Origin of the sequence: Bradyrhizobium centrolobii (genome assembly GCF_001641635.1) — a bacterium.
GTDB classification, from domain to species: domain Bacteria; phylum Pseudomonadota; class Alphaproteobacteria; order Rhizobiales; family Xanthobacteraceae; genus Bradyrhizobium; species Bradyrhizobium centrolobii.
Map to the genome: position 1 here is coordinate 354,598 of NZ_LUUB01000051.1, position 25,332 is coordinate 379,929.

Below are 25,332 nucleotides of genomic sequence, written 5' to 3' on the forward strand. Positions count from 1 at the left end.
GCCGATCCTGCTCGCACAACCAGTCGCCCGAGATGAGGCGGTATCGCAAAACTCACAGAGGAAACAGCCATGCTCCATCCCTTGCGCTTCTCTCGACGCAGTTTGATCAAAGGCATTGCGCTCGCGCCACTTGCCACGCCTGCGATCCTTAGCCGTGCACGGGCGGCCGATCCCATCCGCATCGGCATATCCGGGCCGATGACGGGCCAGTTCGCCCAGAACGGCCAGTGGATGAAGAGCGGCGTTGCGATCGCGGTGAAGCAGGTCAACGACAAGGGCGGCATCAAGGGACGCATGATCGAAGTGCGCATCGCCGACGATCTCGGACCGAACCCGACCGCGGCGGCCAATGCCGTCACCAAGCTCGCGACGCAGGACGAGGTCGTGGCGCTGGTGGGGCCGCACTACACGCCCGGCATCCTGCCGAACGTGCCGTTGCTGGCCAAATACAAGATCCCGTGCCTGACCGGTGCGACCGGACCGGTCGTCACCCAGCAGGGCAGCCCGTGGGTGTTTCGCGTGCGCCTGAACGACGCGATCGGTGCGGACCTCCTGGTCAAATACGTCACCGAAGATCTGCAATGGAAGAAAATCGGGCTCGGCTACGTCAACACCGCCTTCGGGCAGTCCGGGATTGCGGTGGTCAAAGCGTCCTTGACCAAGCGCAATGTCGAGCCGGTGCTGGTGCAGGCCCACACCGATGCGACCAAGGACTACACCTCACAGATCCTGGCCTTCCAGCAGGCTGGCGTCGACGGCATCATCGTCTGGACCGACGATCAGCCGGCAGGGCTGATCGCCAAGCAGAGCAAGACGCTCGGTGTCAAATTCGGCATCGCCGGCAATACGGCGTTCTCGCAGCCGATCTTCCTCGGCCTTGCCGGCGAGGGCGCCGACGGATGCATGGCGATCGGCGAGTTCGTGAAGGACAATCCGGACGAGCGCGTGCAGAGCTGGAAGAAGCTCTATGCCGCGGCCTATCCGGGCGATGAGCCCGAGCTCTACGCCACGGTCTATCACGATGCGGCCAAGCTGATCATTGCGGCGATGCAGCAGGCCGATCCGATAACAGGCGAGGGAATTCAGCGCGCGCTGACCGCGATCCGCGACTTCCAGGGTATCGTCACGCGCTACGGCTGGACGGACAACGGCGACATGACTCATTCCGGCATCATCACCAAGGTCACCCGCGGCAAGCCGGAGATCGTCAAGGTCATCAGCAGCTCATGAGCGCGCCGCGCCGCCGGACTTCCGGCGGCGGGCAGCCTGACGGGATCATGCGATGTTGCAGACGTTTGTTCAGATCGTGCTGGTGGGATTGGCGGTCGGCGCGGCCTACTCGCTTGTGGCGCTCGGTTATACGTTGATCTGGAACGCGGTCTCCCTGGTCAATTTTGCCCAGGGCGACCTGGTGATGCTCGGAGCCTTCGTCTCGGTCGGCTGGCTCGCCAACCGGCTCGGGATGCCGCTGTGGCTGAACCTCATCACAATGCTCGTGATCCTCGGCATCTTCGGCGCCGCGCTCGCCTGGGGCATCTACCACCCCTTGCGCAACGCGCCGCAATTGTCGGCGATCGTGGCGACGCTCGGCCTCTCAATGGCACTCCAGAACATCGCCGTGATCATCTGGGGACCGCAGCCGCTGAATTTCGCCGGCCCCCTGGGCACGACGTCCGTGCATCTGTTCGGCTCCACGATCTACGCGCAGTATCTCGTCATCCTGGCGGCGCTCGCGGTCATGATGGCGATCCAGCATGCGCTCTTCCAGCATACCGCGCTCGGCCGCGCGATGCGCGCCACCGCGCAGGATGCCGAGGCCGCGCGGCTGATGGGCATTCCCACCGCCCGCATCATCGCCTTCATCTTTGCCTACGCCACCATGCTGGCGGCTCTGGCGGGCTGGCTGATCGCTCCGCTGTCGTATGTGTCCTCCGATATGGGCGTCAATCTTTCGCTCCGTGCCTTCGCCGCGACCATCCTCGGCGGCTTCGGCTCGATTCCCGGCGCGCTCGTCGGCGGCTTGATCTTCGGCGTCATCGAGTCGGCGGGCTCTTTCTACATCTCGTCGGAATATATCGACGTCATCGCGTTCGGCGTGCTGATCGCGGTCCTGATGTTCCGTCCGCAGGGGATCTTTGGCGAACTCGAACTGGAGCGTCCGTGATGACTGCCGACGGAAGCATGTTGACGATGCGCACACTCGCCATCGTGGTGATTGGTGCTGCGATCCTCTGTGGCCTGATCCTGCCGCGGTCCTTGTCGTTGTACTATCTCCAGGTCGCCGATGTGACCCTGATCAATATCCTCCTGGTGCTCGGGCTCAATTTCATTCTTGGCTTCGGCGGTCAGATGTCGCTCGCGCAATGCGCGTTTTTCGGTATCGGGGCATATGGCTTCACGCTGCTCCAGGCCGCCGGCTTGCCAGTGCCGGTCGCGGCGGTGGGCGCCATCGCACTCTCCGCCATGGTGGGGATGGCGCTGGGCTGGCCGACTTTGCGCCTGAAGGGCCATTATCTCGCGCTGTGCACGCTTGCCTTCGCACTGATCGTCGAACGGCTGCTGGTGAACTGGGAGGGGCTGACCAACGGTGCCAACGGCATCACCGCGATCCCGGGCATCGGGCTCGCCGGTGAAAACGACAAGATGCTGTGGGTGTTGCTCGCGATCGTCGCCTGCGCCTATCTGCTCCAGGTCTGGATAGCCAACGGACCGCTGGGCTTGCGCATCCGCGCGCTGCGCGACGATCCCCTCGCTGCTCAGGCCATCGGCGTCGACATCTCGCGGCTGAAGATCATGCTGTTCGTGATTTCGGCGGCTTATGGCGGTCTCGCCGGCATCTGCTACGTTCTGCTGCGCGGCTATATCAGCCCGGACGTGTTCTCCTGGCAGTCGACTTTCTCCTATCTTGCGATGGCTGTGGTCGGCGGCCTCGGCAGCTCCCTTGGCGCCGTGCTCGGCGCGATCCTCTACACTTTCGTGCCCGAGCTCTTGCGCTTCATGCAGGAATACTACTTCGCCGTCTTCGGCGTCATGGTCATCCTTGTGATCACCTTCTTTCCCGCCGGTCTCTCCGGACTCGTTCTCTCCGCGTTTCGCAGTCTGCGGCGGCGCGGCCAATCTTATGCACGATCGGATGTGACGCATCATGAACGCGCTGCTTGAGCTCTCGGGTGTCACCAAGCGCTTCGGCGGCCTGACCGCGCTTGACGACGTGTCGCTCGCGGTCGCGCGGGGCACGATCCATGCCGTGATCGGTCCCAACGGGTCGGGCAAGACCACGCTGTTCAACGTCATCAGCGGCATCTACGCCCCGACCGCTGGCGAGGTGCGCTTCGAAGGCACTGTCGTCACCTCCAAGCCGCTGCATCAGCTCGCGGCGATGGGGCTGGCACGCACGTTCCAGAACACCCGCCTGTTCGGCTCGATGACGGTGCGCCAGAATGTCCTCGCCGCGCGACACGGACGGGCGCATCCCTGGCGCTTTGACCAGGACAACGCGCGTCGGGTCGAGGAGATCATCGGGTTCGTCGGGCTCGCCGATGTTGCCGACGCGAATGCCGCCTCGCTGCCGCAGGGGCAAAGGCGTCTATTGGAAATCGCCAAGGCGCTCGCGCTGGAGCCACGTCTGGTGCTGCTGGATGAGCCGCATGGCGGCCTCAACCACGCCGAGACAGCGCGCCTCATCGAGGTGATCCGCCAGATGCATGCGCGCGGCATGACGATCCTCCTGATCGAGCACGAGATGGAAGTGGTGATGACACTCGCCGACCGCATCACTGTGCTCAATTTCGGCAAGGTCCTGGCCAAGGGCGCGCCGGCCGAGATCCAGAGCAACGGCGCCGTCATCGAGGCCTATCTCGGCCGCGCCGATCGCGAGGAGGGGCTGCATGAGCAGGTTGGCCGCGCCAGTGAGGGCACCGGCGCGCCATTGCTCGAGGTCGTCGATCTTCTCGTCCGCTATGGCGACATCGAAGCGGTGCGACAGGTGTCGCTCAAGGTCGGCGTCGGCGAGTTCGTGACGCTGCTCGGCAACAACGGGGCCGGGAAGTCTTCGACGCTGAAGGCGATCTCGCGCCTGGCGCAGGCATCCGGCTCGGTGCGGTTCAGCGGTCATGAGGTGATCAGGGAGCCGACCGAGCGTCTCGTTGGAATGGGCCTTGCGCTCGTTCCCGAACGGCGGCGGCTGTTCGGCGGCCTGACCGTTATCGAGAACCTCAAGATCGGCGCCTATGGACGGTCGCACGCCGAGCTCGCGGGGTTGATCGAGGAGATGCTCGAACTCTTTCCCAACCTCAAGCGTCTGTCGGCATCGCTCGCCTTCTCCCTCTCTGGTGGCGAGCAGCAGATGCTCGCGATTGCGCGCGCGCTGATGAGCCGCCCGCGCCTGCTGCTGCTCGACGAGCCCTCGCTTGGATTGGCGCCGCTCCTGGTCGAGCAGATGTTCGGCAAGCTCGTCGAGGTCAACCGCCAGGGGACTGCGATCCTGCTGGTGGAGCAGAACGCTCGGATGGCGCTCTCCGTCGCGCATCGCGGGTATGTGCTGAGCTCGGGACGCATCGTCGCGGAGGGAAGCGCCGCCGAGGTTGCGCGCGATCCGCGGCTGATGGGCGCCTATCTCGGTCATGGCGAGGCCGCGGAGTAGTCCGGCCGACCAATTCAATGCCCCCGATCGCAGGCGACGTCGCGGGCAGGCACGGCATTGGCGTTTTAGTCGCTGGAGTTCTGCAATGAAGAAGCTGATGAATTCACCCGACGCCTTCGTCGATGAGATGCTCGCCGGGCTCGTCGCGGCCCATCCCTCGCTGGTTCACGAGGGACGCGTCGTGTGCCGCGCCGGTGGAGCGAGGAAAGGCAAGGTCGGCATCGTCTCGGGCGGCGGGGCCGGGCATCTGCCGCTGTTTACCGGCTATGTCGGCGAGGGGCTGCTCGACGCTTGCGCCGTCGGCGATGTCTTCGCAGGACCATCCGTCGATTCCTGCGTGCAGGCGATCCATACCGCCGACGGTGAGCGCGGGGTGCTGCGGCTCTACGGCAACTACGGCGGCGACCGCATGAATTTCGACCTCGCAGGCGAAATGGTCGAGATGGATGGAATCAAAACCACGACCGTGCTTGGCACCGACGATATCGCCTCGGCGGCTCCGGAGGAGGGCACCAGGCGGCGTGGCGTTGCGGGAATCATTTATGCCTACAAGATCGCAGGCGCGAAGGCTGAGACGGGCGCCGACCTTGCAGAGGTGACCGCGACGGCTCAGGCTGCCGTTGATGCCGCCCGAACGATCGGGGTTGCACTGTCACCCTGCCAGATTCCCGGCGCGGCTAAGGCGACCTTCGAGATCGGACCTGATGAAATCGAGATGGGCATGGGCATCCATGGCGAGCCCGGCATCTGGCGCGACAAGCTTCGCTCGGCTGATGACGTCGCCGACGAAATGGTCAGGCGTCTGCTTGCGGATCCGGTCGCCAGCCCGTCGGGGCGCGTCTCGGTGCTGGTGAACAGCCTCGGCGCGACGCCGCTCGAGGAATTGTTCATCGTCTATCGCCGTGTCGCAGCGCTCCTCAAGAAGGAGGGATTGACCATCGTGCGACCGCTGGTCGGGCATTACGTCACGTCGATGGAGATGGCTGGGCTTTCGATCAGCCTGATCCACCTCGATGCCGAGCGCGAAAAGCTGTTGGCTGCGCCCTGCGCCTGTCCGTTCTGGAGGGTGTGACGTGTCGATCACGGCGAATACGTTGCGCCATGCCGCGCTCCGCGCCAGGGACGCGGCCGCGCTCGCACAGGACGAGCTAAACGCTGCGGACGGCAGGATGGGCGACGGCGACACCGGCGTCATGCTGCGCCGCCTGTTCGAGGCCATTGCTGCCGCCATTCCCGCGCGGGAGAATGACATTGGCCTCGTCTTCCAGGCCTGCGCAAAAGCGTGCGCCAGCGGCACCGGATCGAGCCTGGGAACCCTGGTCACGGTTGCAATGATGACGCTCGCCAAGGCAACGAAGGGACGAGGGGAGATCGGATGGGACGAGCTCGGCGGGTTGTTGGCATCTGTCCGCGACCAGATGATGGCGCGCGGGGGCGCGAAGCTCGGGGACAAGACCATCGTCGACATCATCGATGCCGTGGCCGTTGCTGTGATGCCTTGTAGGACGCGCGAGGAGGTCGTCGCGGCCGCGCGGAAGGAGGCGCGCGACACGCTTGATGCGTACCGCGACCGGCCCAACAAGCTTGGCCGCGCGCGCATGTTCGGCGACAAGACGGTCGGCCTTGATGATCCCGGCATGCTCGCCTTTTCCCGCCTGCTTGCCGCCGTCGCCGCTTGAAAGACGGACTGCCGTGGTGCAGATGGAGGCAGGCTTACAACGGAGGCCGACATGAACGTCCACGCCCTGCCGCGCCCGAAACCCAAAACCATCGCCAATGTGCGCGCGCGGCTCGCCGAACGCTTGGGTGCGCGCGTGACGGTCTCGCAGGCCGTTCTTGATCAGCACAGCCATGGCGAAGGCCTGCCGGCGGTCGGCATGCCAGATCTCGTGGTCTTCCCCGAGACCAATGAAGAGGTCGCATTCGTTCTCGCGCTGTGCAACGAGCATCGGGTGCCGGTCACGCCCTTTGGCGCAGGGTCCTCACTGGAGGGCCAACTCGCCGCGCTTGCCGGTGGCGTGTCGCTCGACATGACCCGGTTCGACGAGATCCTAGAGGTTTCGCCGGACTCGCTCGACTGCCGTGTCCAGGCAGGTGTGACGCGCGAGGCCCTGAACGCGCATATCCGCGACACCGGCCTGTTCTTTCCGGTCGATCCCGGCGCCAACGCCTCGATCGGCGGCATGGCCTCGACGCGGGCCTCCGGCACCAATGCGGTGCGCTATGGCACGATGCGCGAGAACGTTCTTGGCCTCACCGTCGTCACGCCCGACGGCCGTATCGTGCGAACCGGGAGCCGCGCGCGCAAAACCTCCGCCGGTCTCGATCTCACGCATCTCTACGTCGGCAGCGAGGGCACGCTCGGCGTCATCACGGAAATTCAGCTCAAGCTTTACGGCGTGCCGGAGTCGACCGTCGCCGCCGTCTGCCAGTTCGCTTCGCTCGAGGGGGCCGTCGCGGCCGTGGTGATGGCGCTCCAGTCCAATCTGAAGATGGCGCGCATCGAACTGCTTGACGAAGTTCAGATGCGTGCCGCAATCCGCTACTCGAAGCTCGACTACGAGGAGACGCCGACGCTGTTCCTCGAATTCCAGGGATCGCCGAACGGCGTGCGCGAGGACGTCGAGACGATGCAGGCGATCACCGCAGATCACGGTGGCGGCGCGTTTCAATTCGCCGAGCGGCCCGAAGACCGGACCCGGCTGTGGAAGGCGCGCCACAATTCTTATCAGGCGGTGAGGGCGCTCGCGCCCGGCAAGGCCAACATGGGAACCGATGCCTGCGTGCCGATCTCGGCCCTGCCGGCCTGCCTGCTGGAGACCAAGGCGGACATCGTCGCGTCCGGATTAACCGCGCCGATCGTGGGCCATGTTGGCGACGGAAATTTCCACCTCGGCATCCTCTTTGATCCCAGCGACGCCGACGAGACCGAACGTGCCGAGGCGCTCGCCTTCCGCACCGCGCGCCGCGCCATCGCCATGGGCGGAACCTGCTCGGGCGAACACGGCGTGGGGCTGCACAAGATCGTGCACATGCAGACGGAACATGGCGAGGGCGTTGACCTGATGAAGGCTGTGAAGAACGCGCTCGATCCAAACGGGATCATGAACCCGGGAAAGCTCTATCCTTGAGGGAGCCGGCTATGCCTGCGCACTCAGCTGGCCGAATGCCACGTCGCCTGCATCGGCGGCCGCTCTCGAAGCTGGCGAAACAGGCCGCGGAATCGAGCGCAACGAGGCGGCGGCTTTGACTGATGAGTCCGCGCCCAGATCTTGCTGCCGCGCACAATAACAGGTTCCTGCATTGAGCCTGCAAATGCCTTGACAGGCGAAATGCTCTGCGCGCACATTCTTACACTAAGTAAGAATGATGACGGGGACGGAAATGTCTGAGCAGCCGAGAAGTCGGCGGCAGACGCGTGCGGCCATCCTGGGGCATCTGCTTCAATCGGGCGGCATGTTTCGGCCACCTTTGGCCAAGGCAGTGCGCCTGTCCGAGGCAAGCCTGTCGCGCATCCTGTTTGACCTGAAGGCCGAAGGGCTGATCGAGGAGGTCCGGCGGCCTGCGCCATACTTCGGCGGCCCGACAGGTCTCGTATCCCTCGACGGTTCCGTGGCGCTGGCGGCCATTGAGCTCAACGGTCAGCGGTTGAGTGTGGGTGTCGGCAGCATGTCGGGCGAACTGCACTACACCGAGCGTTTGCCGCTGCCGAAAGCACCGACCATCGAATCCGTCGGCCGCGTGTTTCTCGAGGCGCTGACATTGCTGCACGACTGGACGCGGCGACGCCGGATCAGGTTGTCGCAGATCGGTGTCTCCGTCCCCGGCCTTGGCCGGTTGAGCGTATCTGGAAATCCCATCATTCCCTGCGATGTCGGGCGCATGCGCAGCATGTTTGGCGAGTTGTTAGCGGGCGTGCCGGTCACGTTCACCAATTCGGTCGTAGCCCATGCCACGTTTCATCGCTGCCGCACGGAAGATTATCCGTTCAGCGGTACGCATCTGTTCGTCTTCGTCGGCCAGGGCGTTGCTGGCGCCTGGGTGGACGATGCGATCGAGGCTGACGCCTTGCAGCCCGTTGAGCTCGGCCACATGGTGTTCGGCGAGGGAGGGCCGCGTTGCCGCTGCGGCCATGACGGCTGTGTCGAGGCCTATACGTCTCTTCCCGCACTGGCCGGGCTTCTCGGCGTGCCCGAGCCGGAGTTGCTCCAGCTCGGCAGCGATTGGGTCATGGCGATTCCGATTTCGCCCCGCGTGCGGCAGGAGTTGCGGCACCGCCTGTACCGGCTTGGCCTTGCGATCGGGAACACGCTGAACGTAAAGCCCTGTGGTGGCGTTGCCATCTCCGGCTGGCCGTCGCTTCTCGCGGACGACGATCGCAAGGCGCTCGTCGACGGCATCGATGCCTGCCTGCTCGGCGGCCGCAAGCTCGCGCAGGTGTCGCTCGCTTTCGTGCCGCCGTCGAACGGCAACGATCCGAGAGCCGCGCTGGCGTTCGCCGCGTTCTGTTTTGCCTGCCGCGGCGGCATGCCGGCCGCCTCGACGGAGGCTGCCTGAGATGCCCTGAAGCTGTGCGGTTTCGCGTTGCGAAGTTCATACCCGGGAGGAACTTGTCATGCCGATCACAACAACAAGGCGCCGTCTGCTCGCTGGATCTGTTGCCGCGCTCGCACTGCCGGCCTTTGCCCGTGCGCAAGGAGCAGTCAAGCCGCGCCTGACCGCGATCTCGCAATGGTCCGCAGGCAGCGATGGGGCGGCCATCACGGCGCTCGGGAAGAAATTCGAGGAGAAGGGCGGGATTTGGCAGCACTCGCCCGTCCCCGGGTTCACCACCGAGATGATGAACAAGCTACGCGCTCAGATCATAGCCGGCGATCCGCCGGCATGTTCGCAACTCAAGGGCCCCGAGATTGCGGCCTGGTCGAAGATTGCCCCAACCGTCAATCTCGACGCTGTTGTCGCTTCCGCCGGCTACGAAAAGGTTGTCGCTCCAGACCTTGCACGATTGCATAAGCCGGGGGGCAAGTGGATTGCGCTGCCATTGCAGATCTACAGCACCAACATGCTGTTTCTCTCCAAACGCGCGATGGACAAAGCCAAGGCCGACAAGATCCCCGTCACTTGGGCTGACTTCAATGACCTTGCCGAAAAGATGAAGGCGGGCGGAATCACTTATCCCATCGCCAACGGCGGCACCCGCCCCGACGATGGGCAAAAATTCGAGGCCTCTTTCGCCGGCATCAGTCCCGCTTCATACCGCGCAGCCATCATGGATCTCGACAAGAAGGCCTTGGAAGGCCCCGAGATAAAAGCTGCCTTCGCACAGGTGCGCAAGATCGCCGACTGGATGGACCCCAACGTCGGCGCCCAACCCTACGCCACCAACCTGAAGCGCTTCGTCGACGGCGACATGGGCATGATGATCATGGGCGGCTGGGCGCAAGGCGTATTACGCAACGCCGGTTTCAAGTTCGACGACTTCATGATCGCGCCGGGCCCCAGCGACAATACCAAGCCGGTCTTCCTGTTGAATGCCGATGCCTTCATATTCTGGCAGCGCAGCGAGCCCGACCTGCAGGCCGGTCAGACGTTGATGGCCCAGCTCGTCATGGATCCGGCGATCCAGACAATGTATTCGCAGATCACGGGATCGATACCCGTTCGCACTGATGTCGACCTCTCTGGTGCCGGCTGGTCGGACGGTCAACGGCGAACCGCAAGCGCGCTCAAGGACGCTGTCGCCAACAATCAGGCCGTGCTGAGCCTCGCGCACAACATGGCGCAGGAAAACGGCCTGACCGCAGCGATGATCGACGTGATCACCGAGTACGTGAAGAACAAGACGATTACGCCGGAGCAGGCGGTCACCCGCCTCGCCGAAGCCGTCGAGGGCGCGCGTTGACCGACGCCGTCTCTACAGCAACGCGGCCGGGCCGGCCGGCGATTTCCGGCGTGGTGCGCCGGCTGCCCGAGTATCTGATGATCTGGGTGCCGCTGCTATTCTCCGCCGCGCATCTCGTTTCGTTTTCGCTGTGGACGATCTGGATTTCGTTCACGCCGTCCACTCTTGTTCCGGTCTCGGGCTGGGTGGGTTTGCGCAACTACACTGCGGTCATGGCGTCGCGGAACTGGCAGATCGCCTTCGACAATCTGCTGCTGTTCGGCAGTGCTTTCGTGCTGCTAAGCTTGGTGACCGGCCTGGTGCTTGCGATCCTGCTCGATCAGCGCATTCGCGGCGAGAACGTGCTGCGATCCATCTTCCTATACCCCCTGGCGGTGTCGTTCGTCGTCACCGGCACGGTCTGGAGCTGGCTGCTCAATCCTGGCATTGGGATCCAGAAGCTCGTCCATGACCTCGGCTGGACCTCCTTCCGGTTCGACTGGCTGGTCAACCGCGACATGGCAATCTGGACGATCGTTATCGCTGCGATCTGGCAATCTTCGGGCTTTGCCATGGCGCTCTTCCTTGCCGGCCTTCGGTCCGTCGACGCCGACATTATCAAGGCCGCGCAGATCGACGGCGCTGGACCGATCCGAATCTACCGGCGCGTCATTTTGCCGACGCTGTGGCCGATCACCATAACCGTCGTCGTCGTCCAGCTGCAGTTCGCGATTTCGGCCTTCGACCTCGTCCGCGCGCTCACCAACGGCGGGCCCGGAATCGCGACCCAGCTGCCGGCCCTTGTCGTCTACGACCTTATGTTCCAGCGCGGCCTGCTCGGACGGGGGGCGGCGGCGGCTGTGCTCATGTTGCTTATCCTTCTCGCGGTGCTGCTGCCGTATGCGGCGTGGCGTTATTTCCGGCGGGCAACCCATGCGTGACCGAACCTTCGCGCCGAGCCGAATTTTGATCTATCTCGTCGTTTCATTGATCGCGGCGGCTTATCTCGCGCCACTGGCTGTTGTCGTGCTGAACTCGCTCCGTACCAACGAGGAGATCGCGCAGGCCTCGATGATCGGCTGGCCGAAACAATGGGCCTGGAGTAACTACGCCGCTGCCTGGAGCGGTTTCTGCGTCGCTGAGACCTGCGCCGGCATCCGGCCGTACATGTTGAACTCCGCGCTCGTCACGATTCCCGCGACGATCATCTCCACCATGCTTGGTGCGATTGCCGGTTACGCCGTGTCGCTCTGGCGTTTTCGCGGCGATAGCTGGATCTACGGCATCGTGACGCTTGGCCTCTTCCTTCCCCAGCAGATGCGCCTGCTTCCCTGGACCATCGTGCTGCGCGACATCGGTCTCATCAACACGCTCGCGGGTCTCGTGCTGATTCACACGATCCAGGGGCTCTCCTTCACCACACTGTTCTGCCGAAACTACTATGTCGCCATTCCGCATGAATTGATCAGGGCCGCGCGCATCGATGGTGCCGGGTTCTTTCGTATTTTCTGGCGTATCATTCTGCCGCTCTCGTCTCCCATCTTGATCGTCACCGTGATCTGGCAGTTCACGCACATCTGGAACGAGTTCCTCTATGGCGTGACATTTACGACCGGCCAACAGCAGCCCGTCACGGCCGCGCTGATCGCGCTATCCGCCGCAATCGCAGATATCCCGCAGCACGGCGTGCAGAGCGCTGCGGTGATCATCGCAGCTCTGCCCACTTTGTTGATCTATCTCCTCGGCGGCAGGTACTTCGTGCGCGGCCTTACTGCCGGGGCCGTAAAATGATGGGATTGTCATGGCAGCACTAAGCATTCGCGCCCTGTCGAAGCGTTACGCCAATCTGGAGGTGCTGAAGGGGATCGATCTCGACATCGAGAGCGGCGAGTTCACCGTGCTGGTCGGGCCATCCGGCTGCGGCAAATCCACGCTGCTCAACATCGTCGCCGGGCTCGATCGCGCCAGCGACGGAACGATCGAGATCGGCGGACGCATCGTCAACGATGTCCCGCCCAAGGACCGCGACATCGCCATGGTGTTCCAGTCCTACGCGCTCTATCCGTCGATGACAGTGCGCCAGAACATCACCTTCGGCATGGAATGCCGTCATGTGCCGAAAGCCGAGCAGGAGAAGGCGGTCGCGAATGTAGCCAAGCTGCTTCAGATCGAGCCGCTGCTCGGCCGCAAGCCGTCGCAGCTCTCCGGTGGCCAGCGTCAGCGCGTTGCGATGGGGCGTGCGCTGGTGCGCGATCCCCTGTTGTTCCTGTTCGATGAGCCGCTGTCCAATCTCGACGCCAAGCTGCGCGTCGAGATGCGGATGGAAATCAAGCGGCTGCATCAGCGCATCGGCGCCACCATCGTCTATGTCACCCATGATCAGGTTGAGGCGATGACGATGGCGACGCGGATCGCGGTGATGCATCAGGGCGAGGTGCAGCAATTCGCCGATCCCGACACCGTGTACCGCTATCCGGCCAATCTGTTCGTCGCGCGGTTCATGGGCTCGCCGCCGATGAACACGATGCGGGCACGACTCGAGGCCGAGAATGGCGGGCCGGTGGTCGTGATCGGCGCGGGGCGGCCGGATGAAGTTCGGCTTCGCTTGCGGGGATACGATGCGGCGGCCCCGTTTGTCGGCCGTGAGGTGGTGCTTGGGATCAGGCCCGAATGCATTGCCGAGGGCAGCCGGGTCTTTGCCGGCGATGCCCCCATCATCGTCAATGCGCCAGTGGAGATGGTTGAGCCAACCGGTGCCGAGACGATCGTGTTGCTGCGCCTTGGCGGTGAGCCTGCGATGGCGCGCATCACGCCGGATATCCGGCCCACGCCCGGTGCGTCCGCGGCCTTCGCGCTCGACACGCGCCGAATTTGCCTGTTCGACCCCGAGACTGAGCGGCTGATCGCATGACTGAGACGAGTTATTCCGGCCTAGCGGGCCGTGTGGTGTTGATCACCGGAGGCGCCAGCGGCATTGGTGCGGCCTTCGTGCACGCCTTCGCGGCGCAAGGGGCCCGCATCGCCTTCGTCGACATCGATACCGAGGCAGGCGAGGCTCTGGTAGAGGAGGTGGCAGACGCATCCGGCTCTGCGCCGCTGTTCGTGCCGTGCGACCTCCTGGACATCGATGCCTTGCGCGCCGCGATGGCGCAGGTCCGGGGAACTCTTGGCGATGCCGCGGTTCTCGTCAACAACGCCGCCAACGATCAACGCCAGGTTCTCTCGGAGGTGACGCCAGCCGAATTCGACTGGATGATCGGCGTCAACCTCAAGCATGTGTTCTTCGCGGCGCAGGCGATCGTGCCGCAGATGCAGGCGCGCGGCGGCGGCTCGATCATCAACATGTCGTCGGTGGCATGGATGCGCGGCGCGCCGGCGCTGCCTGCCTATGCGGCGGCGAAGGCGGCGATCGTTGGTTTCACCAACTCGCTTGCCCGGCTGGTCGGGCCCGACCGCATCCGCGTCAACGCGATCGCGCCCGGCATGGTGATCACGGAGCGCCAGCGCCGGCTCTGGTTTCCGGACGAGCAGAAGATCGGCGAGCTTCGGTCGCGCCAGGCCATCCCCGACGCGTTGACGCCCGACGACATCGCCCGCATGGCGCTGTTCCTCGCATCCGACGAGAGCCAGCGCATCACGCGCCAGTGCTTCCAGGTCGACGGAGGCCTCGGTTAGGCAAGCCGTCGCATGAGTGGGGCACTTTGTTGCCTGGTCGGAAGAATGGTTGCTTGAGAGGAAGCTGCCATTCTCCCTTCCATGCGCAGGACAGAAGAGCCTTCAGTCCGTCGAACGTTCCTGGTCCGATCGTGGCAACGTCTGCGTTGCGCCCCAGGAGGCTTTTCCAGCCTTGCGAGCTCAGTAGCCGGAGGTGGGCTCGCAGGGCGGCCGGCGCCAGGGGGCACTTGCATACGAGCCGACGTCGGGCGCCCGGACGCAGCCGCTCTTGGAAGCGGTTGGAGTGCGCTGAGCCGACGCGTAGGCGTTGGCCGTGGTGTGCCGCAGGTGCTTGCTGCTTTCGCGAGCCATCGCGGGGGATGCGAGCGTGGCGGCAACGATCAGTCCGGCGGACAAGAGCTTCAGTGTAGTCATCGAACGTCTCCTTGACAAAGTGAAGCCGGGAAATAGTCGCGGCTTGCTCGACGAAGGTGTGTACGCACGCGTCGGATCGGCAGTATCAATCGAACGATCATTTTCGTCTTTGCACGAAGTTGTGCCTGGCTTGCAGCTAGTCGGATGAGAGCGTTGTCCCATCCGCGTGTCCATCGAGCAGCGGACCGATCACTGCGGCACCCCTGGTCAGCGGCGTTGGTGGCTGTGGTAGGCGTGTTGCCGGGTGAACACCGGTGCGGCGCCACCGGGGCGCTCGAGGCCCATCCGGCCCGCCGGCGTCAACGCACCGCCGTTCAGCACGTCGCGATCGGGATACATCGATGCAAAAGCTGCGGGCTCCTGATCCGCGAAAGACCATGCGGCTGAAGCGGACGAGATCGTTGCAGTTGAGATCAAAGTCGCGGTGATCAGGATATTGAATGCACTCATAGCGATTCTCCATTGCTTGCTGTGTGCGGAGAGTCGCCGTGGCGATGATCGCTGCTCGGTCGGTGGCGTTTCGCAGGGTTGTTGTCTATCACTGGCTATATAGGCATTCGTGGACCGATCGCCGGTGGGTCTTCGTCACTGTTGCGCGACCAGGACCTTCATCACTGTTGCGAGATCGGGGAATAATTTCGAAGGCAGGAGTCGCAGCGACATGAAGGTTGCGTTGTGCAGCGTCGAGCCCTGGATCGTGTCGCGGTTGTCATGATTGCTCGCGCGATTGTGCATGGCCAAAGCGCGCAGCCGGCTCTAGCTGCAGCAAGCCGTAGCACCCGGAGTTTGAGCCATGAGGCCGCTTAGGATTTTCTGCATCGTCTCCTGTCTTGCGGTTTCTGGCGTTGCGTTCGCCCGCGGCGGCTCAGGATCACACATGTCGATGGAAAGCGGAGGGACGCTCGGGACGAGTGCAGCTACGCCGGGAACGAATTCGCTGGGCACCGCGCTGCCGTCGTCTGGCATTGGTGGACACGCCATGCGTGGGCCGCCGCTCGGTACGGACCCGACCATCGACGGCGACGACGCGCGGCTCGATAAGATGCTGGACGGATCGATCTGTCGCGGCTGTTGAGGCGACCGCCCCGCCTTGATCCACCCGTCACACTCGTTGACGTTCTGCCCCCCGATCATGAGCACAACCGCTGATTGTTGCGTCGCGCATTCCAACGCAGCGGCTTCCGTTCGGGGATCACACTCGGCTCGGCGATGTCGTCGCCGGGCAAATCGGCCCGAATTTGTCCGTCGTCTCCGTCTTTTGGGCGACTTGCGCTTGTTGAAAGGCTTGGTGGTAAACTACGTGCAAAATCTAGAAACGACTTGGGGCTATCCCATGATAGCTGGGTCAAGCCAGCGTCCTGTCTACGCTAGCGCGGGATGGGAAATCGATCTTGCCAGACGAGAGTTGCGCTCCATGGGTGAGCCCGTTCCGCTGGGCGGGCGAGCCTTTGAAATCCTTGCGGAATTGGTTCAAGCGGGGGGCGAGCTGGTCTCCAAGAACGACCTGACGGAAAGGGTGTGGCGCGGCGTTTTCGTCGAGGACAGCGCCCTTCGCGTGCATGTTGCAGCCATCCGCAAGGCCCTTGGAGCCGATCGTGACATGCTGGGAACAACGGTCGGACGTGGCTACCGGCTGAACGGAGCATGGCGGGTTCGGCAGATGGGTGCGCCGCTACAATCTGCCGCACCCGATCTGCTGCCGTCGACCAACATTCCAACGGCATCATTCGATCTTATCGGCCGCAGCACAGCGATTGCGCATCTGTGCGAGCTCGTCTCAGCCTATCGCGTTGTGAGCCTCGTCGGGCCTGGCGGGATCGGCAAGACGGCGCTTGCGCTACAGGCGGCCAGGTCGCTGCCGGCCGGGTTCGCCGCCGATAGATTGCTGATCGAACTGGCCTCGCTCTCCGATCCCGCATTCGTCCCTTCGGCCGTTGCAGGTGTGCTGGGGATCAAGCTGGAAGGGGAGGAGATTTCGTCGGAATCAGTCGCGCGCGCCATCGGCGCCCGGCAACTTCTGCTCATCCTCGACAATTGCGAGCATGTCGTCGATGAAGTGGCAAAGCTCGCCGAGACGATCGTCAGTCGCTGCCCCCAGACGACCGTCATTGCGACCAGTCGCGAAGCGCTGCGCATTGATGGTGAGCATGTCTATCGTGTGCCTACGTTGAGCGTGCCGCCCGAACCTCGCCTCGCACCCGAGGCCATATGCGAGTACACCGCGGCGGATTTGTTCTTGACCAGGGCGAGGGCACTGGGCTCCAGCTTCGCGATGGACGAGGAAAACCTTGCAGCTGTTGCGGCCATTTGCCGGCGGCTGGACGGTATTCCGCTCGCGATCGAGTTTGCCGCCGCGCGCGCGGTGATGCTCACTCCGCCGAAGATTGCCGCGATTCTCGACGACAGGTTCAAGTTCCTGACGACCGGTCGGCGCACCGCGCTGCCCAGGCAGCAAACGCTTCGTGCGACACTCGACTGGAGCTACGACCTGCTGCCGAAGGACGAGGCCCGGGTTCTGCGCCAGCTAAGCATATTCGCCGGAGAGTTTCTGCTGGACGCCGCGATTGCGGTTTCCGGCGAGCACGTGAGCGACGTCACCGGCCAGCTTGCGAATCTGGTGGCCAAGTCGCTCGTCGTCGCCGACATTCGCGGCGACCATCCATACTATCGGTTGCTGGATACGACGCGCGCCTATGCATTGGAGAAGTTGCGAGCCAGTGGAGAATATCCCGACGCAGCCCGCCGCCAGGCTGAGTATTATTGCAGGTTCTTCGCCGGTGCGGAGAGCGAAAGCGAACTCAAACCGCAGCCCGAGTGGCTCGCCATCTATGGCCGGCACATCGACAATGTGCGCACCAGCCTCGATTGGGCATTTTCGCCCGGCGGAGACGGGCAGATCGGAGCGGCGTTGACGGCCGTGGCCATCCCGCTATGGGTGCAAATGTCGCTGCTTGCCGAATGCCGCGAGCGTACCGAGCTGGCGTTGGCGAGCCTCGACGATGCGGCCGCCAACGCGTCGCGGTTGCGCATGCAATTGTCCGCCGCGCGTGGCTGGTCGCTGATGTATGGCGTTGGTCGGGCTCGCGAGGCTGGTCCTGCCTGGGCGACGACGCTGCGGCTCGCCGAGCAGCTTGGCGACAGCGACTACCGGTTGCGTGCGCTTTGGGGACAGTGCATCGATCAGTTCAACAATGGCGAGTTCCGCAAGGCGCTCGAATTCGCGCACCGTTTCGCGGACGTCGTGGCCGATTCCAGCAATTCCGTCGATCGCATGATGGCCGACCGGCTGCTCGCGACCACACTGCATTATCTCGGCGACCAGAAGCTCGCGCACCATCATATCGGGCAGACCCTGTCCCGTCTCTCGGATCTGGCGCCGAAGCCGCAGGTCGTCCGTTTTCGGTTCGACCTGCGATCCTCGGCGCATTACTTCCACGCGCGCATCCTCTGGCTGCTCGGGCTCGCGGATCGGGCATTGGGCGTCGTCGCGCGCAACGTCGAGGAAGGCCGTGCGAGCGGTCATGCTCTGACATTCTGCAGCGTGCTGGGCCAGGGCGCTTGCCCGATCACTTTCCTTGCCGGTGATCTCGACGCGGCGGAGAGCTATTGTACCTTGCTGATCGAGCACACCGAGCGTCATCCGATCCGCCTCTGGAATGTTTGGGCGCACGCCTTCAGGGGGGTCGTGATAGCACGACGCGGCGCCGTCGCCGCTGGACTCGCCGCGCTGCGCAAGGCTCTTGAACTGGCGGGCGAGGCTCGCTACCTGCCGCGCTTCCTGCTTCCTCTTGGCGAACTGGCGGCATGCCTCGGCGAGGCCGGCGAGGTGTCACAGGGACTTGCCACAATCGACGAGGCACTTTCGCGATGCGATGCGAGGGACGAGCGCTGGTACGAAGCCGAGCTTCTGCGCATCAAGGGTGACTTGCTGCTGCGGGCCGGCGCACATCGCTCCGTCGCGGCCGCCGAACAGGCCCTCGACAAGGCGTCCGAGGTTGCGCGCGGCCAAGGTGCGCTGTCTTGGGAACTGAGGACTGCGATCAGTCTTGCAGGGTTGAGGATCAGCCAGGATCGTCCTGACGAGGCTCACCGCATACTCACGTCCGTATATGGTCAATTCACCGAAGGTTTCGAGACATCAGATCTAAGACGCGCGCGAGCGATGATGAAGCAGTTATCGTCCGGGTAGGTTGGAACGGCGGATGCCCCGGGGGCAGCATCCGACCCATGCAATCGGATGCGCGTGCGGCCTCGTCGAGCGCCGCATCCCCCCGTGCTCCAGAACGTTCCGCAACTTGTTCACCGTGCCGCTCCTTGTATCCTGGCCGCGCCGCGGTGGGCGCGTTGGCCCGGGTGTCTCATTGCCGGGATCAGAATGCCTTGGCTTGCTGGCCGGGTCTTTCGATTCCGCGCCCTTCTATCCGGATTGCACGGCGTCCCGCTGCCAGATGCGAAACGACCCACGCGCAGGAGCGACCTCGGACGGATTGCGAATCCAGGCGCCAATTCCATGCGTACAGACAACAAATGCTGCGCTTTCGAACGACCTGCTTGTTGTTTCGGCGTATCAGTGAAGCGACATGGAGGCACCAGTGTCCCGCTTCTTCCTTGCCGTCATACGCAATTGCGGGGTCGCGATCGCGATCTCCATCTTCTTCGCCGCCGCGCGCGCACCGTCCCATGCGCCCCATCCCGATGCGTCCGACAGGTCAGCAACTGTTGTGGCGGGAAATCCAGGAGCGATGTCACGGATATCGGATTGCGGCGGACTGCTCGACGGCTCTTGTCGTCCGATCGATGCAATGCAGTTCGCCCCCTGAGCGATATCTCCTCGCGCGGCGTTGCTGTAAGATCGTCAGCGCAGGTCCCTGAATAATGCGCGAAATGAATCCTCTGTCACGGCGAGAACTTCTCGCAACGGCCACGCGCCTTGCTGCCTTGGTCGCATGGCCCGGCGGCGCAAGCGCCGATGACTATCCCTCCCGTCCCATCCGCCTGGTGATCCCGTATGCGGCGGGTGCCTCGGGCGACCAGATCGGCCGGCCCTGGGCCGACAGGGTCGCATCGCTGCTCGGGCCGATCTATGTCGAGAACATAGGTGGCGCGGGCGGCGCGGTCGGCGCCGCCATGGTGGCCCAGAGCGCACCCGACGGCTATTCGCTCCTGCTCGGTAATGGCAGCACCCAGGTCATGATTCCGTTGTCCTCGGCGCGTCCTGCCTATGATCCGGTTCGTGATTTCCGGGCCGTCTATCGCCTGATCACCAGCACGCTTGCTTTCGTCGTGCATCCATCGCTGCCGGTCAGGGACCTGCAAGGGCTGGCCGCTTATGCGAAGGCCAATCCCAGCACGCTTTCCTACGGCACTCCGGGCGTCGGCACCGGCAATCATCTCGTCGGCGAGATGTTCAAGCGGCGATCGGGCAACGCTCTGGATATCGTCCACGTTCCCTACCGGGGCATGGCGCCCGCGACCAACGACCTCATCAGCGGTCAGATCCCGGCCATGATCGCCGTCGTATCGAGTCACCTCGTGCAATTGCACCGTGTCGGCAAGCTGCGCATGCTCGCCGTGACGAGCCAGAAGCGGTTGAGCGGCGCGCCGGACATTCCGACTGTCTTCGAGGCTGGCATGCCGGACCTCGGATACGCCGGATGGTTCGGCCTCTTTGCGCCCAAAGCGACCCCGGACGAAATTGTCAATCGCATATCCGCGGCAACCCGCACCGCGATGGCCGATCCGGCGCTGCAGGAGACCTACCGCTCGCAGGGCATGGAGCCGGATGTCGATTCCAGTCCGGAGAAATTCCAGCAATTGGCGGAGGATGAACTGGCGCGCCTGGCGCCCGTCATCAAGTCGATGGGGCTCACGCGCGAGTAGGTAAGGCAGCGAGCGCGGTCGGATCGGTGAGGACGAAGTGGATCATTTGGCGGCGAGCGAGCCCTGACGCGGTGCGTCCAACTCGGTGAGCAATTCCCTGGCCTCTGCCAGGCTGCGCGTCTGGAAGCCTTCGGTAAACCGCCCATAGATTGGCGCAAGCATGTCGTGTGCTTCGTCGCGGCGGCCTTGTCGCTGCCAGAGTTTTGCAAGGCCGATCGCCGCACCCAGCTCAAAACCGAGCGCCCCCTGTTGTCGGGCCAAGTCAACCGATTGCACGAAGCTCCGTTCCGCTTGCAAAAGATCCGGCTTGTCCTTGCGCATCAGCGCTTCCGCCCTTGCCCGCAACATGTCGGGCATCTCTACCATGAAGTTGCGATGCCGAGCCCGGGTAATCGCCACGTCAATTGTATCGAGCGCTTCATCTGCACGATCTGCCGCCGCCAGAGCTTCCGTGAGCGGCACGCAAAGTCCGGCCGCCGAGCCGTAACGCTGGCTCTGCAGCTTCTTGACTGAGCCGTTCAGCGTAGCCAACCCAATGCTTGTTTCGCCGCGAGCCAGCAGCGCAATCCCCTTCATGGCCTCGCCTACCATCTGGAGGGCAGCGAGATTATTCCTGCGGGTCTCGACGAGGAGCCGGTCGATGTATTCTTCGCACACATCCACCTCTCCATTCCAAATGAAAACGCCGAATGCCCAGGGCAGGGCCGTGCACAGCATGACCGGATGATTGATGGCGATCACATCGGATATGGCCCGGCGCGCCGTTGCTGTGGCCTGATCGGGATATCCCTGAAGCCATAGGATGCGAGCAAGCGTGATTTGGGGACGCCCCGGATACTCAGGCGTAGGCCCACCACGGACGTCGCCTTCTAGGCTCGGATGCAACAACGCCGCTTCGATGTGCGAGCGAGACGCAGCAACGTCGCCAAGATAGTGGCAGGAAGTGCCGAGCAATAGACGCATGCGCGCCACCGAAGCTGAATCCTTGCTGGCGATGGCAATCGTTTCGCCACGCCTCGCGGTGCCCAGTGCATCGTCAAAATTGCCGACAAGCAATTCGAGCAAATGCAACCGGCCAATCAGACGAAGTTGCCGGGGAACATCGCCGAGTTTTTCGGCCAACTCGACCGCCCGGTTGAGACAATTGACGCCCGATTCGTCGATTTGTCCTGTGACCATCCGGGCCGACGCGAGCGCGACGTGAAGTGCGAGATCGTGCCTGACACTTCCCCCCGTGTCATGGAGAGCTTCGATCCCACGGGTGACCCAGAGCTGGCATTCACCGAAGAGTGACAGCTTGAAGAACAGCGGTATTGATGCCACAGCAAGCGCGACGCCGGTCTTGCGGTCTCCTTGATCCGAGAAGCACCACGTCAGCGCACTTCGTATGTTGCCGAACTGATCAGCAATCGACGAAAGGTTGCCGCCCGGATCGCCGGTCATCTTTTCGAGTAGATTCAGAAAGTAGGAGGCGTGGCATCGTGACGCCATCTCGGCGTCGGCGCTGACAATGAGTTTCTCCTGCGCATAGGCCCGCGTTGCGTCCAGAAGCCTGTAGCGATTCGATTGCGAGCCTTGGTCGAAGGCAAGCATCGACTTAGCGAGGAGGTTGTCGAGACAAGCCATGGTCGTCTCGTCGCCGGTCTCCTCGGTGCCGGCGATCGCTCGGGCAGCCTCCAGGGTGAAGCCGCCAACGAAAACAGATAGCCGACTGAGAGCCACCCGTTCGCGCTCGGATAGAAGGTTGTAGCTCCATTCGATGGTCGCGCGCAGCGACCGGTGTCGGGGCAACGCGGTGCGTCGCCCTTCCCACAGCAGATTGAAGTGGCCGTCGAGCAGTTGTGTCATGGCTTTGGCGCCATATGCGGACACATGGCCGGCGATAAGCCCGATGGCGTGCGGGATGCCGTCGAGACGGCGGCAGAGATTGCCGACGTCGGAAGCGTCCGCATCGGTCAACTCGAACTCGCCGCCTGCGGCAATTGCGCGTTCCACGAAGAGCTGAACGGCGGGGTAGGTGAGTGCGCTCGCAGCGGTCAGTGCGGCGTTTTCCGGCGGGATCGTCAAGGGCAGCAGGCGATGGATGTGCTCGCCCTCGACCCGCAGCAGCTCACGGCTCGTGGCCAGGATGTGCAGCTCGGGCGCCTCTTTGTAGAGCCGTTCGGCCAGCGCCGCCGTCGTTTCGATGACATGCTCACAGCAATCCAGGATCAGCAGCATTCGCCTGTCGCGCAGGAATGCCGCCAGACTGCCCGAGGGATCATTCGATCGCGCCGGCAGCCCAAAGGCCGATGCCGCCATGCCCGGCACGAGAGCCGCATCGCCGATCTCGCCGAGGCTCAGAAAGTGAACCTGACCGGCGAATTGCTCGATCAGGGCGCGGCCAACGGAGACAGCGACCGTTGTCTTGCCGATGCCACCGGGACCAACGATGGTGACGAAACGCTGGATACCCAGCTTCTCGGATATCTCCTGAATGGTTTGTTCGCGTCCCACCACCTGCTGGGAAAGCGTCGGCAGGTGGTGCACGTGAGTGGATTTGACCGGCGTGGGCCGTACTGGCTCCAGTCGCGAGACCGATCCGGTGAAGCAGTAGCCTTGCCCGGACACCGTGCTCAGATACTTGGCTCCCCCATTGCCGTCTCCTAGCGCCTTGCGAAGTGCCGCAACATGTACGCGCAGGCTGCCTTCATCGATTCCGGCGCCAGGCCATGCTCGGGTCATCAGATCGCTCTTGCTGATGACAGTGCCTGCCTGCTTGATCAGGACAAGCAGAATGTCGAACGCGCGCGCCGACAATTGAACGGGTCTGCCATTCCTTTCGACCCGCCTCTGCGTTGCATCCAGATGAAACGGCCCAAACGCGAAGACTTCGCCGGCGGATGATCCAGCCACAGCCGAGATGCTGCTGCTCTGATCGCGAGAGTCCATTTGGGGCATATCGAGCCGACGGCCGACCTGTAACGTTCAAAGGCTTGGGAGCACGCCAAGACGTGAGAACGTAGCGGCAGTCTCAAACATAGCAGCCGACATTACGGCGGTAAAGATCACCCGCATGTGACGCGCGTGCCACATTTGTCCGCAGATCCGAGAGCTCAGGCGCGAGGAATGTATCGTCATATCCGAGCGAGACACTCTGCTCGATCGGTTGTTGAACTGCAGTTCAGTGACTGAGAGGAGCGCTTGCCTCAGTCTATCCGATGTCTGCCGGTTTGAGAATATCCGCTAACCCGATCCGGCGGAGCAGTTCCGTTCGCACCCGATCCGCAACGACATCGACGACTGCAGCCCCGTCATCGTCCGGTCCAAAATGAACCCGTAGCGGTCGCTGCCCGAACGGCGTATCCACGACGTTCGCTATTGCGCGTGCGACGTCTTGCGGGGCCGGATCCCGGGGCGAAAGCTCCGCGAGGCCCGAGAGTGCGATTTCGCTCACATCGGCGGTCGGACCGTCCGCGTACTCTTCCGCCCGGATGGTATCGAGCGGTCTGCCTGAGCGAACATAGTGGCCGGGACCGAGAGCGCCGGGAACGACGATCGTCGTTTCGATGCCCCAGCGCGCGAGCTCACCGGCGTAGCTCAATGCCAATGCGTCCACGGCCGCCTTTGATGAAGCATAAGCGCCCAGGAAGGGCACCGAGCCACCTCGCGCGCTGCTGGACGTAATCCATATCAGCAAGCCTTGGCCCTGCTTACGCAACTGCGGCAATGCCGCGCGATTGACGCGCTGCGTGCTAAGCACGTTGGTATCGTAAAGCTCGGCGAGCTGCTCCGGCGTAAAGGCCTCTGCCGGTCCGTAGACGACTTGACCGGCGTTGTGCACGACCACGTCGAGCCGGCCATTTTCGTCGATGATGGTGTCAATGGCCGAATTGACAGACGTCTCGGAAGACACGTCGAGCTCGATCGTGCGCAGATCGATGCCATCCTTGATGGCATCGGCTCTGATTTCCTCGACGTGATGCGCGTTGCGCCCGTTCGTTTCCCGCATTGAGACGTAGACCGTGTGGCCCGCCCGCGCCAGTTCCGTGCAGGCGCTTCTTCCGATTCCGTTCGCAGCCCCCGTGACGATGATCACTTTGCCCATTCGATTCCCAATCGCATTCCAAACCCTCTGGAAATAGTTGTGCGGTATGGCACAACCGCCTCGCCTCGCGGTTGTCCGCGCCGCGTTGAGCCAGGAGTCGTCGGAATAAGACGCGGGGCAGGGCGGGTCTTTCGCTCGTCGCGAGCGATTTCCAAAACGCACGAATCTTTTCGAGAAGGCCCGACCCACGGGGAATAACCTGCCTACCACGGGCTCGAACCGCGGCTCGCATATGCCCGCCGTGCCTTCCCGAAATCGGCGACAGGTTTGGGAAGATAGTCGCCGTGGAAGCGGGCTACAGCGAGACCATGCCTTTCGAACATCGGGCGCGCATCCGATCACGGGCGGTACGTGCATCATAAGGAGACAGAATGAAGCAGTTAGGCAATCTACCGCGGTCAAGCCTTGGATTGCTCGTCCTGATCGCAGCTGTCCTCGGGGGTGGCGCTGTCGCCTTTGCATACACGGCTGGTTGGCTTTCACCTGGGCGTCTCACGCCGGAACGGATGATTGAGGCGCTCGCGCCGCTCGGGCACCGGCGAAATCATGCAAAGGGAATCTGCTTTACCGGCGTGTTCGAGGCGAATGGAAACGGGGTGGAGCTTTCCCGCGCCAAGGTCTTCGCGCAGGGCCGGTACCCGGCCCTTGGGCGCTTCAATCTCGGTACGGCCGACCCTAATGCGGTGGATGCGACGGTCCGGGTGCGTGGCCTGGGGCTCATGATCTCGCCCGCAGAAGGCGAGGAGTGGCGGN

General features: G+C 63.5%; 21 protein-coding genes and 1 pseudogene. 17 read left to right on the forward strand and 5 right to left on the reverse strand.

All coding sequences use genetic code 11. From position 1 onward, the window contains the following. The first annotated feature begins 69 nt into the window (after positions 1-69). The 13 genes from AYJ54_RS15115 (at position 70) to AYJ54_RS15175 (ending at position 14,198) form a co-directional block, all read left to right on the forward strand. On the forward strand, positions 70-1,230 hold the full coding sequence (locus AYJ54_RS15115; protein WP_082905649.1) for an ABC transporter substrate-binding protein: 1,161 nt from the start codon (positions 70-72) through the stop codon (positions 1,228-1,230). 52 nt (positions 1,231-1,282) lie between these two features. Further along, complete coding sequence (locus AYJ54_RS15120; RefSeq protein WP_063699675.1) at positions 1,283-2,164, forward strand: branched-chain amino acid ABC transporter permease; 882 nt, start codon at positions 1,283-1,285, stop codon at positions 2,162-2,164. Continuing rightward, the gene (locus tag AYJ54_RS15125) at positions 2,164-3,162 is read left to right on the forward strand and encodes a branched-chain amino acid ABC transporter permease (RefSeq protein WP_063699676.1); all 999 of its coding nucleotides are present in this window, start codon (positions 2,164-2,166) and stop codon (positions 3,160-3,162) included. Before AYJ54_RS15120 ends, AYJ54_RS15125 begins: the two co-directional genes overlap by 1 nt. Then, the gene (locus AYJ54_RS15130; protein ID WP_063699677.1) at positions 3,146-4,642 is read left to right on the forward strand and encodes an ATP-binding cassette domain-containing protein; all 1,497 of its coding nucleotides are present in this window, start codon (positions 3,146-3,148) and stop codon (positions 4,640-4,642) included. The genes AYJ54_RS15125 and AYJ54_RS15130 overlap by 17 nt, the downstream gene beginning before the upstream one ends. 85 nt (positions 4,643-4,727) lie before the next feature. Next, positions 4,728-5,714: a dihydroxyacetone kinase subunit DhaK gene (locus tag AYJ54_RS15135; RefSeq protein WP_063699678.1), complete on the forward strand. Its 987-nt coding sequence runs from the start codon at positions 4,728-4,730 to the stop codon at positions 5,712-5,714. A gap of 97 nt (positions 5,715-5,811) precedes the next feature. Further along, complete coding sequence (locus AYJ54_RS15140; protein ID WP_245329017.1) at positions 5,812-6,321, forward strand: dihydroxyacetone kinase subunit L; 510 nt, start codon at positions 5,812-5,814, stop codon at positions 6,319-6,321. Between the two features lie 51 nt (positions 6,322-6,372). Further along, positions 6,373-7,773 carry an FAD-binding oxidoreductase gene (locus AYJ54_RS15145; RefSeq protein WP_063699680.1) on the forward strand — a complete coding sequence of 467 codons (1,401 nt, stop codon included), beginning with the start codon at positions 6,373-6,375 and terminating at the stop codon, positions 7,771-7,773. Positions 7,774-8,026: 253 nt separating this feature from the next. Beyond that, positions 8,027-9,199 (forward strand): ROK family transcriptional regulator, encoded by a 1,173-nt coding sequence (locus AYJ54_RS15150; protein ID WP_063699681.1) that lies wholly within the window; start codon positions 8,027-8,029, stop codon positions 9,197-9,199. Positions 9,200-9,257: 58 nt separating this feature from the next. Beyond that, positions 9,258-10,544 carry an ABC transporter substrate-binding protein gene (locus AYJ54_RS15155; RefSeq protein ID WP_063699682.1) on the forward strand — a complete coding sequence of 429 codons (1,287 nt, stop codon included), beginning with the start codon at positions 9,258-9,260 and terminating at the stop codon, positions 10,542-10,544. After that, a complete protein-coding gene (locus tag AYJ54_RS15160) occupies positions 10,541-11,464 on the forward strand; it encodes a carbohydrate ABC transporter permease (RefSeq protein WP_063699683.1) in 924 nt (307 codons plus the stop codon). The genes AYJ54_RS15155 and AYJ54_RS15160 overlap by 4 nt, the downstream gene beginning before the upstream one ends. After that, positions 11,457-12,314, forward strand: coding sequence for a carbohydrate ABC transporter permease (locus AYJ54_RS15165; protein ID WP_063699684.1), 858 nt, complete (start codon positions 11,457-11,459; stop codon positions 12,312-12,314). Before AYJ54_RS15160 ends, AYJ54_RS15165 begins: the two co-directional genes overlap by 8 nt. Positions 12,315-12,324: 10 nt before the next feature. Then, positions 12,325-13,434: an ABC transporter ATP-binding protein gene (locus AYJ54_RS15170; protein WP_063699685.1), complete on the forward strand. Its 1,110-nt coding sequence runs from the start codon at positions 12,325-12,327 to the stop codon at positions 13,432-13,434. Then, positions 13,431-14,198, forward strand: a complete 768-nt coding sequence (locus AYJ54_RS15175) for an SDR family NAD(P)-dependent oxidoreductase (protein ID WP_063699686.1) — start codon at positions 13,431-13,433, stop codon at positions 14,196-14,198. The genes AYJ54_RS15170 and AYJ54_RS15175 overlap by 4 nt, the downstream gene beginning before the upstream one ends. A 180-nt stretch (positions 14,199-14,378) precedes the next feature. Here AYJ54_RS15175 and AYJ54_RS15180 read toward each other — a convergent pair whose 3' ends face one another. The 3 genes from AYJ54_RS15180 to AYJ54_RS50670 all read right to left on the reverse strand — a co-directional run bounded on the left by AYJ54_RS15180 (position 14,379) and on the right by AYJ54_RS50670 (position 15,347). Next, entirely contained in the window at positions 14,379-14,612 is a 234-nt protein-coding gene (locus AYJ54_RS15180) for a hypothetical protein (protein ID WP_063699687.1), read from the reverse strand. Positions 14,613-14,819: 207 nt separating this feature from the next. Further along, complete coding sequence (locus AYJ54_RS15185) at positions 14,820-15,062, reverse strand: hypothetical protein (RefSeq protein ID WP_063699688.1); 243 nt, start codon at positions 15,060-15,062, stop codon at positions 14,820-14,822. A 135-nt stretch (positions 15,063-15,197) separates the two neighbouring features. Continuing rightward, positions 15,198-15,347, reverse strand: a complete 150-nt coding sequence (locus AYJ54_RS50670) for a hypothetical protein (protein WP_161491857.1) — start codon at positions 15,345-15,347, stop codon at positions 15,198-15,200. A gap of 142 nt (positions 15,348-15,489) precedes the next feature. Between AYJ54_RS50670 and AYJ54_RS15190 the strand changes: the two genes are divergently transcribed. From AYJ54_RS15190 to AYJ54_RS15200, 3 genes are all read left to right on the forward strand, one after another. Continuing rightward, positions 15,490-15,687, forward strand: a complete 198-nt coding sequence (locus AYJ54_RS15190) for a hypothetical protein (protein WP_245329018.1) — start codon at positions 15,490-15,492, stop codon at positions 15,685-15,687. Between the two features lie 198 nt (positions 15,688-15,885). After that, positions 15,886-18,801, forward strand: coding sequence for an ATP-binding protein (locus AYJ54_RS15195; RefSeq protein WP_245329019.1), 2,916 nt, complete (start codon positions 15,886-15,888; stop codon positions 18,799-18,801). Positions 18,802-19,496: 695 nt separating this feature from the next. After that, positions 19,497-20,492 (forward strand): Bug family tripartite tricarboxylate transporter substrate binding protein, encoded by a 996-nt coding sequence (locus AYJ54_RS15200; RefSeq protein WP_063699745.1) that lies wholly within the window; start codon positions 19,497-19,499, stop codon positions 20,490-20,492. Between the two features lie 42 nt (positions 20,493-20,534). Here AYJ54_RS15200 and AYJ54_RS15205 read toward each other — a convergent pair whose 3' ends face one another. After that, a complete protein-coding gene (locus tag AYJ54_RS15205; RefSeq protein WP_082905650.1) occupies positions 20,535-23,423 on the reverse strand; it encodes an ATP-binding protein in 2,889 nt (962 codons plus the stop codon). A 262-nt stretch (positions 23,424-23,685) separates the two neighbouring features. Further along, positions 23,686-24,579, reverse strand: a complete 894-nt coding sequence (locus AYJ54_RS15210; protein WP_063699692.1) for an SDR family oxidoreductase — start codon at positions 24,577-24,579, stop codon at positions 23,686-23,688. Between the two features lie 371 nt (positions 24,580-24,950). Between AYJ54_RS15210 and AYJ54_RS52325 the strand changes: the two are divergent. Then, positions 24,951-25,331: pseudogene (locus AYJ54_RS52325) on the forward strand (catalase family peroxidase); the annotation flags it as partial. Position 25,332: the final 1 nt, after the last annotated feature.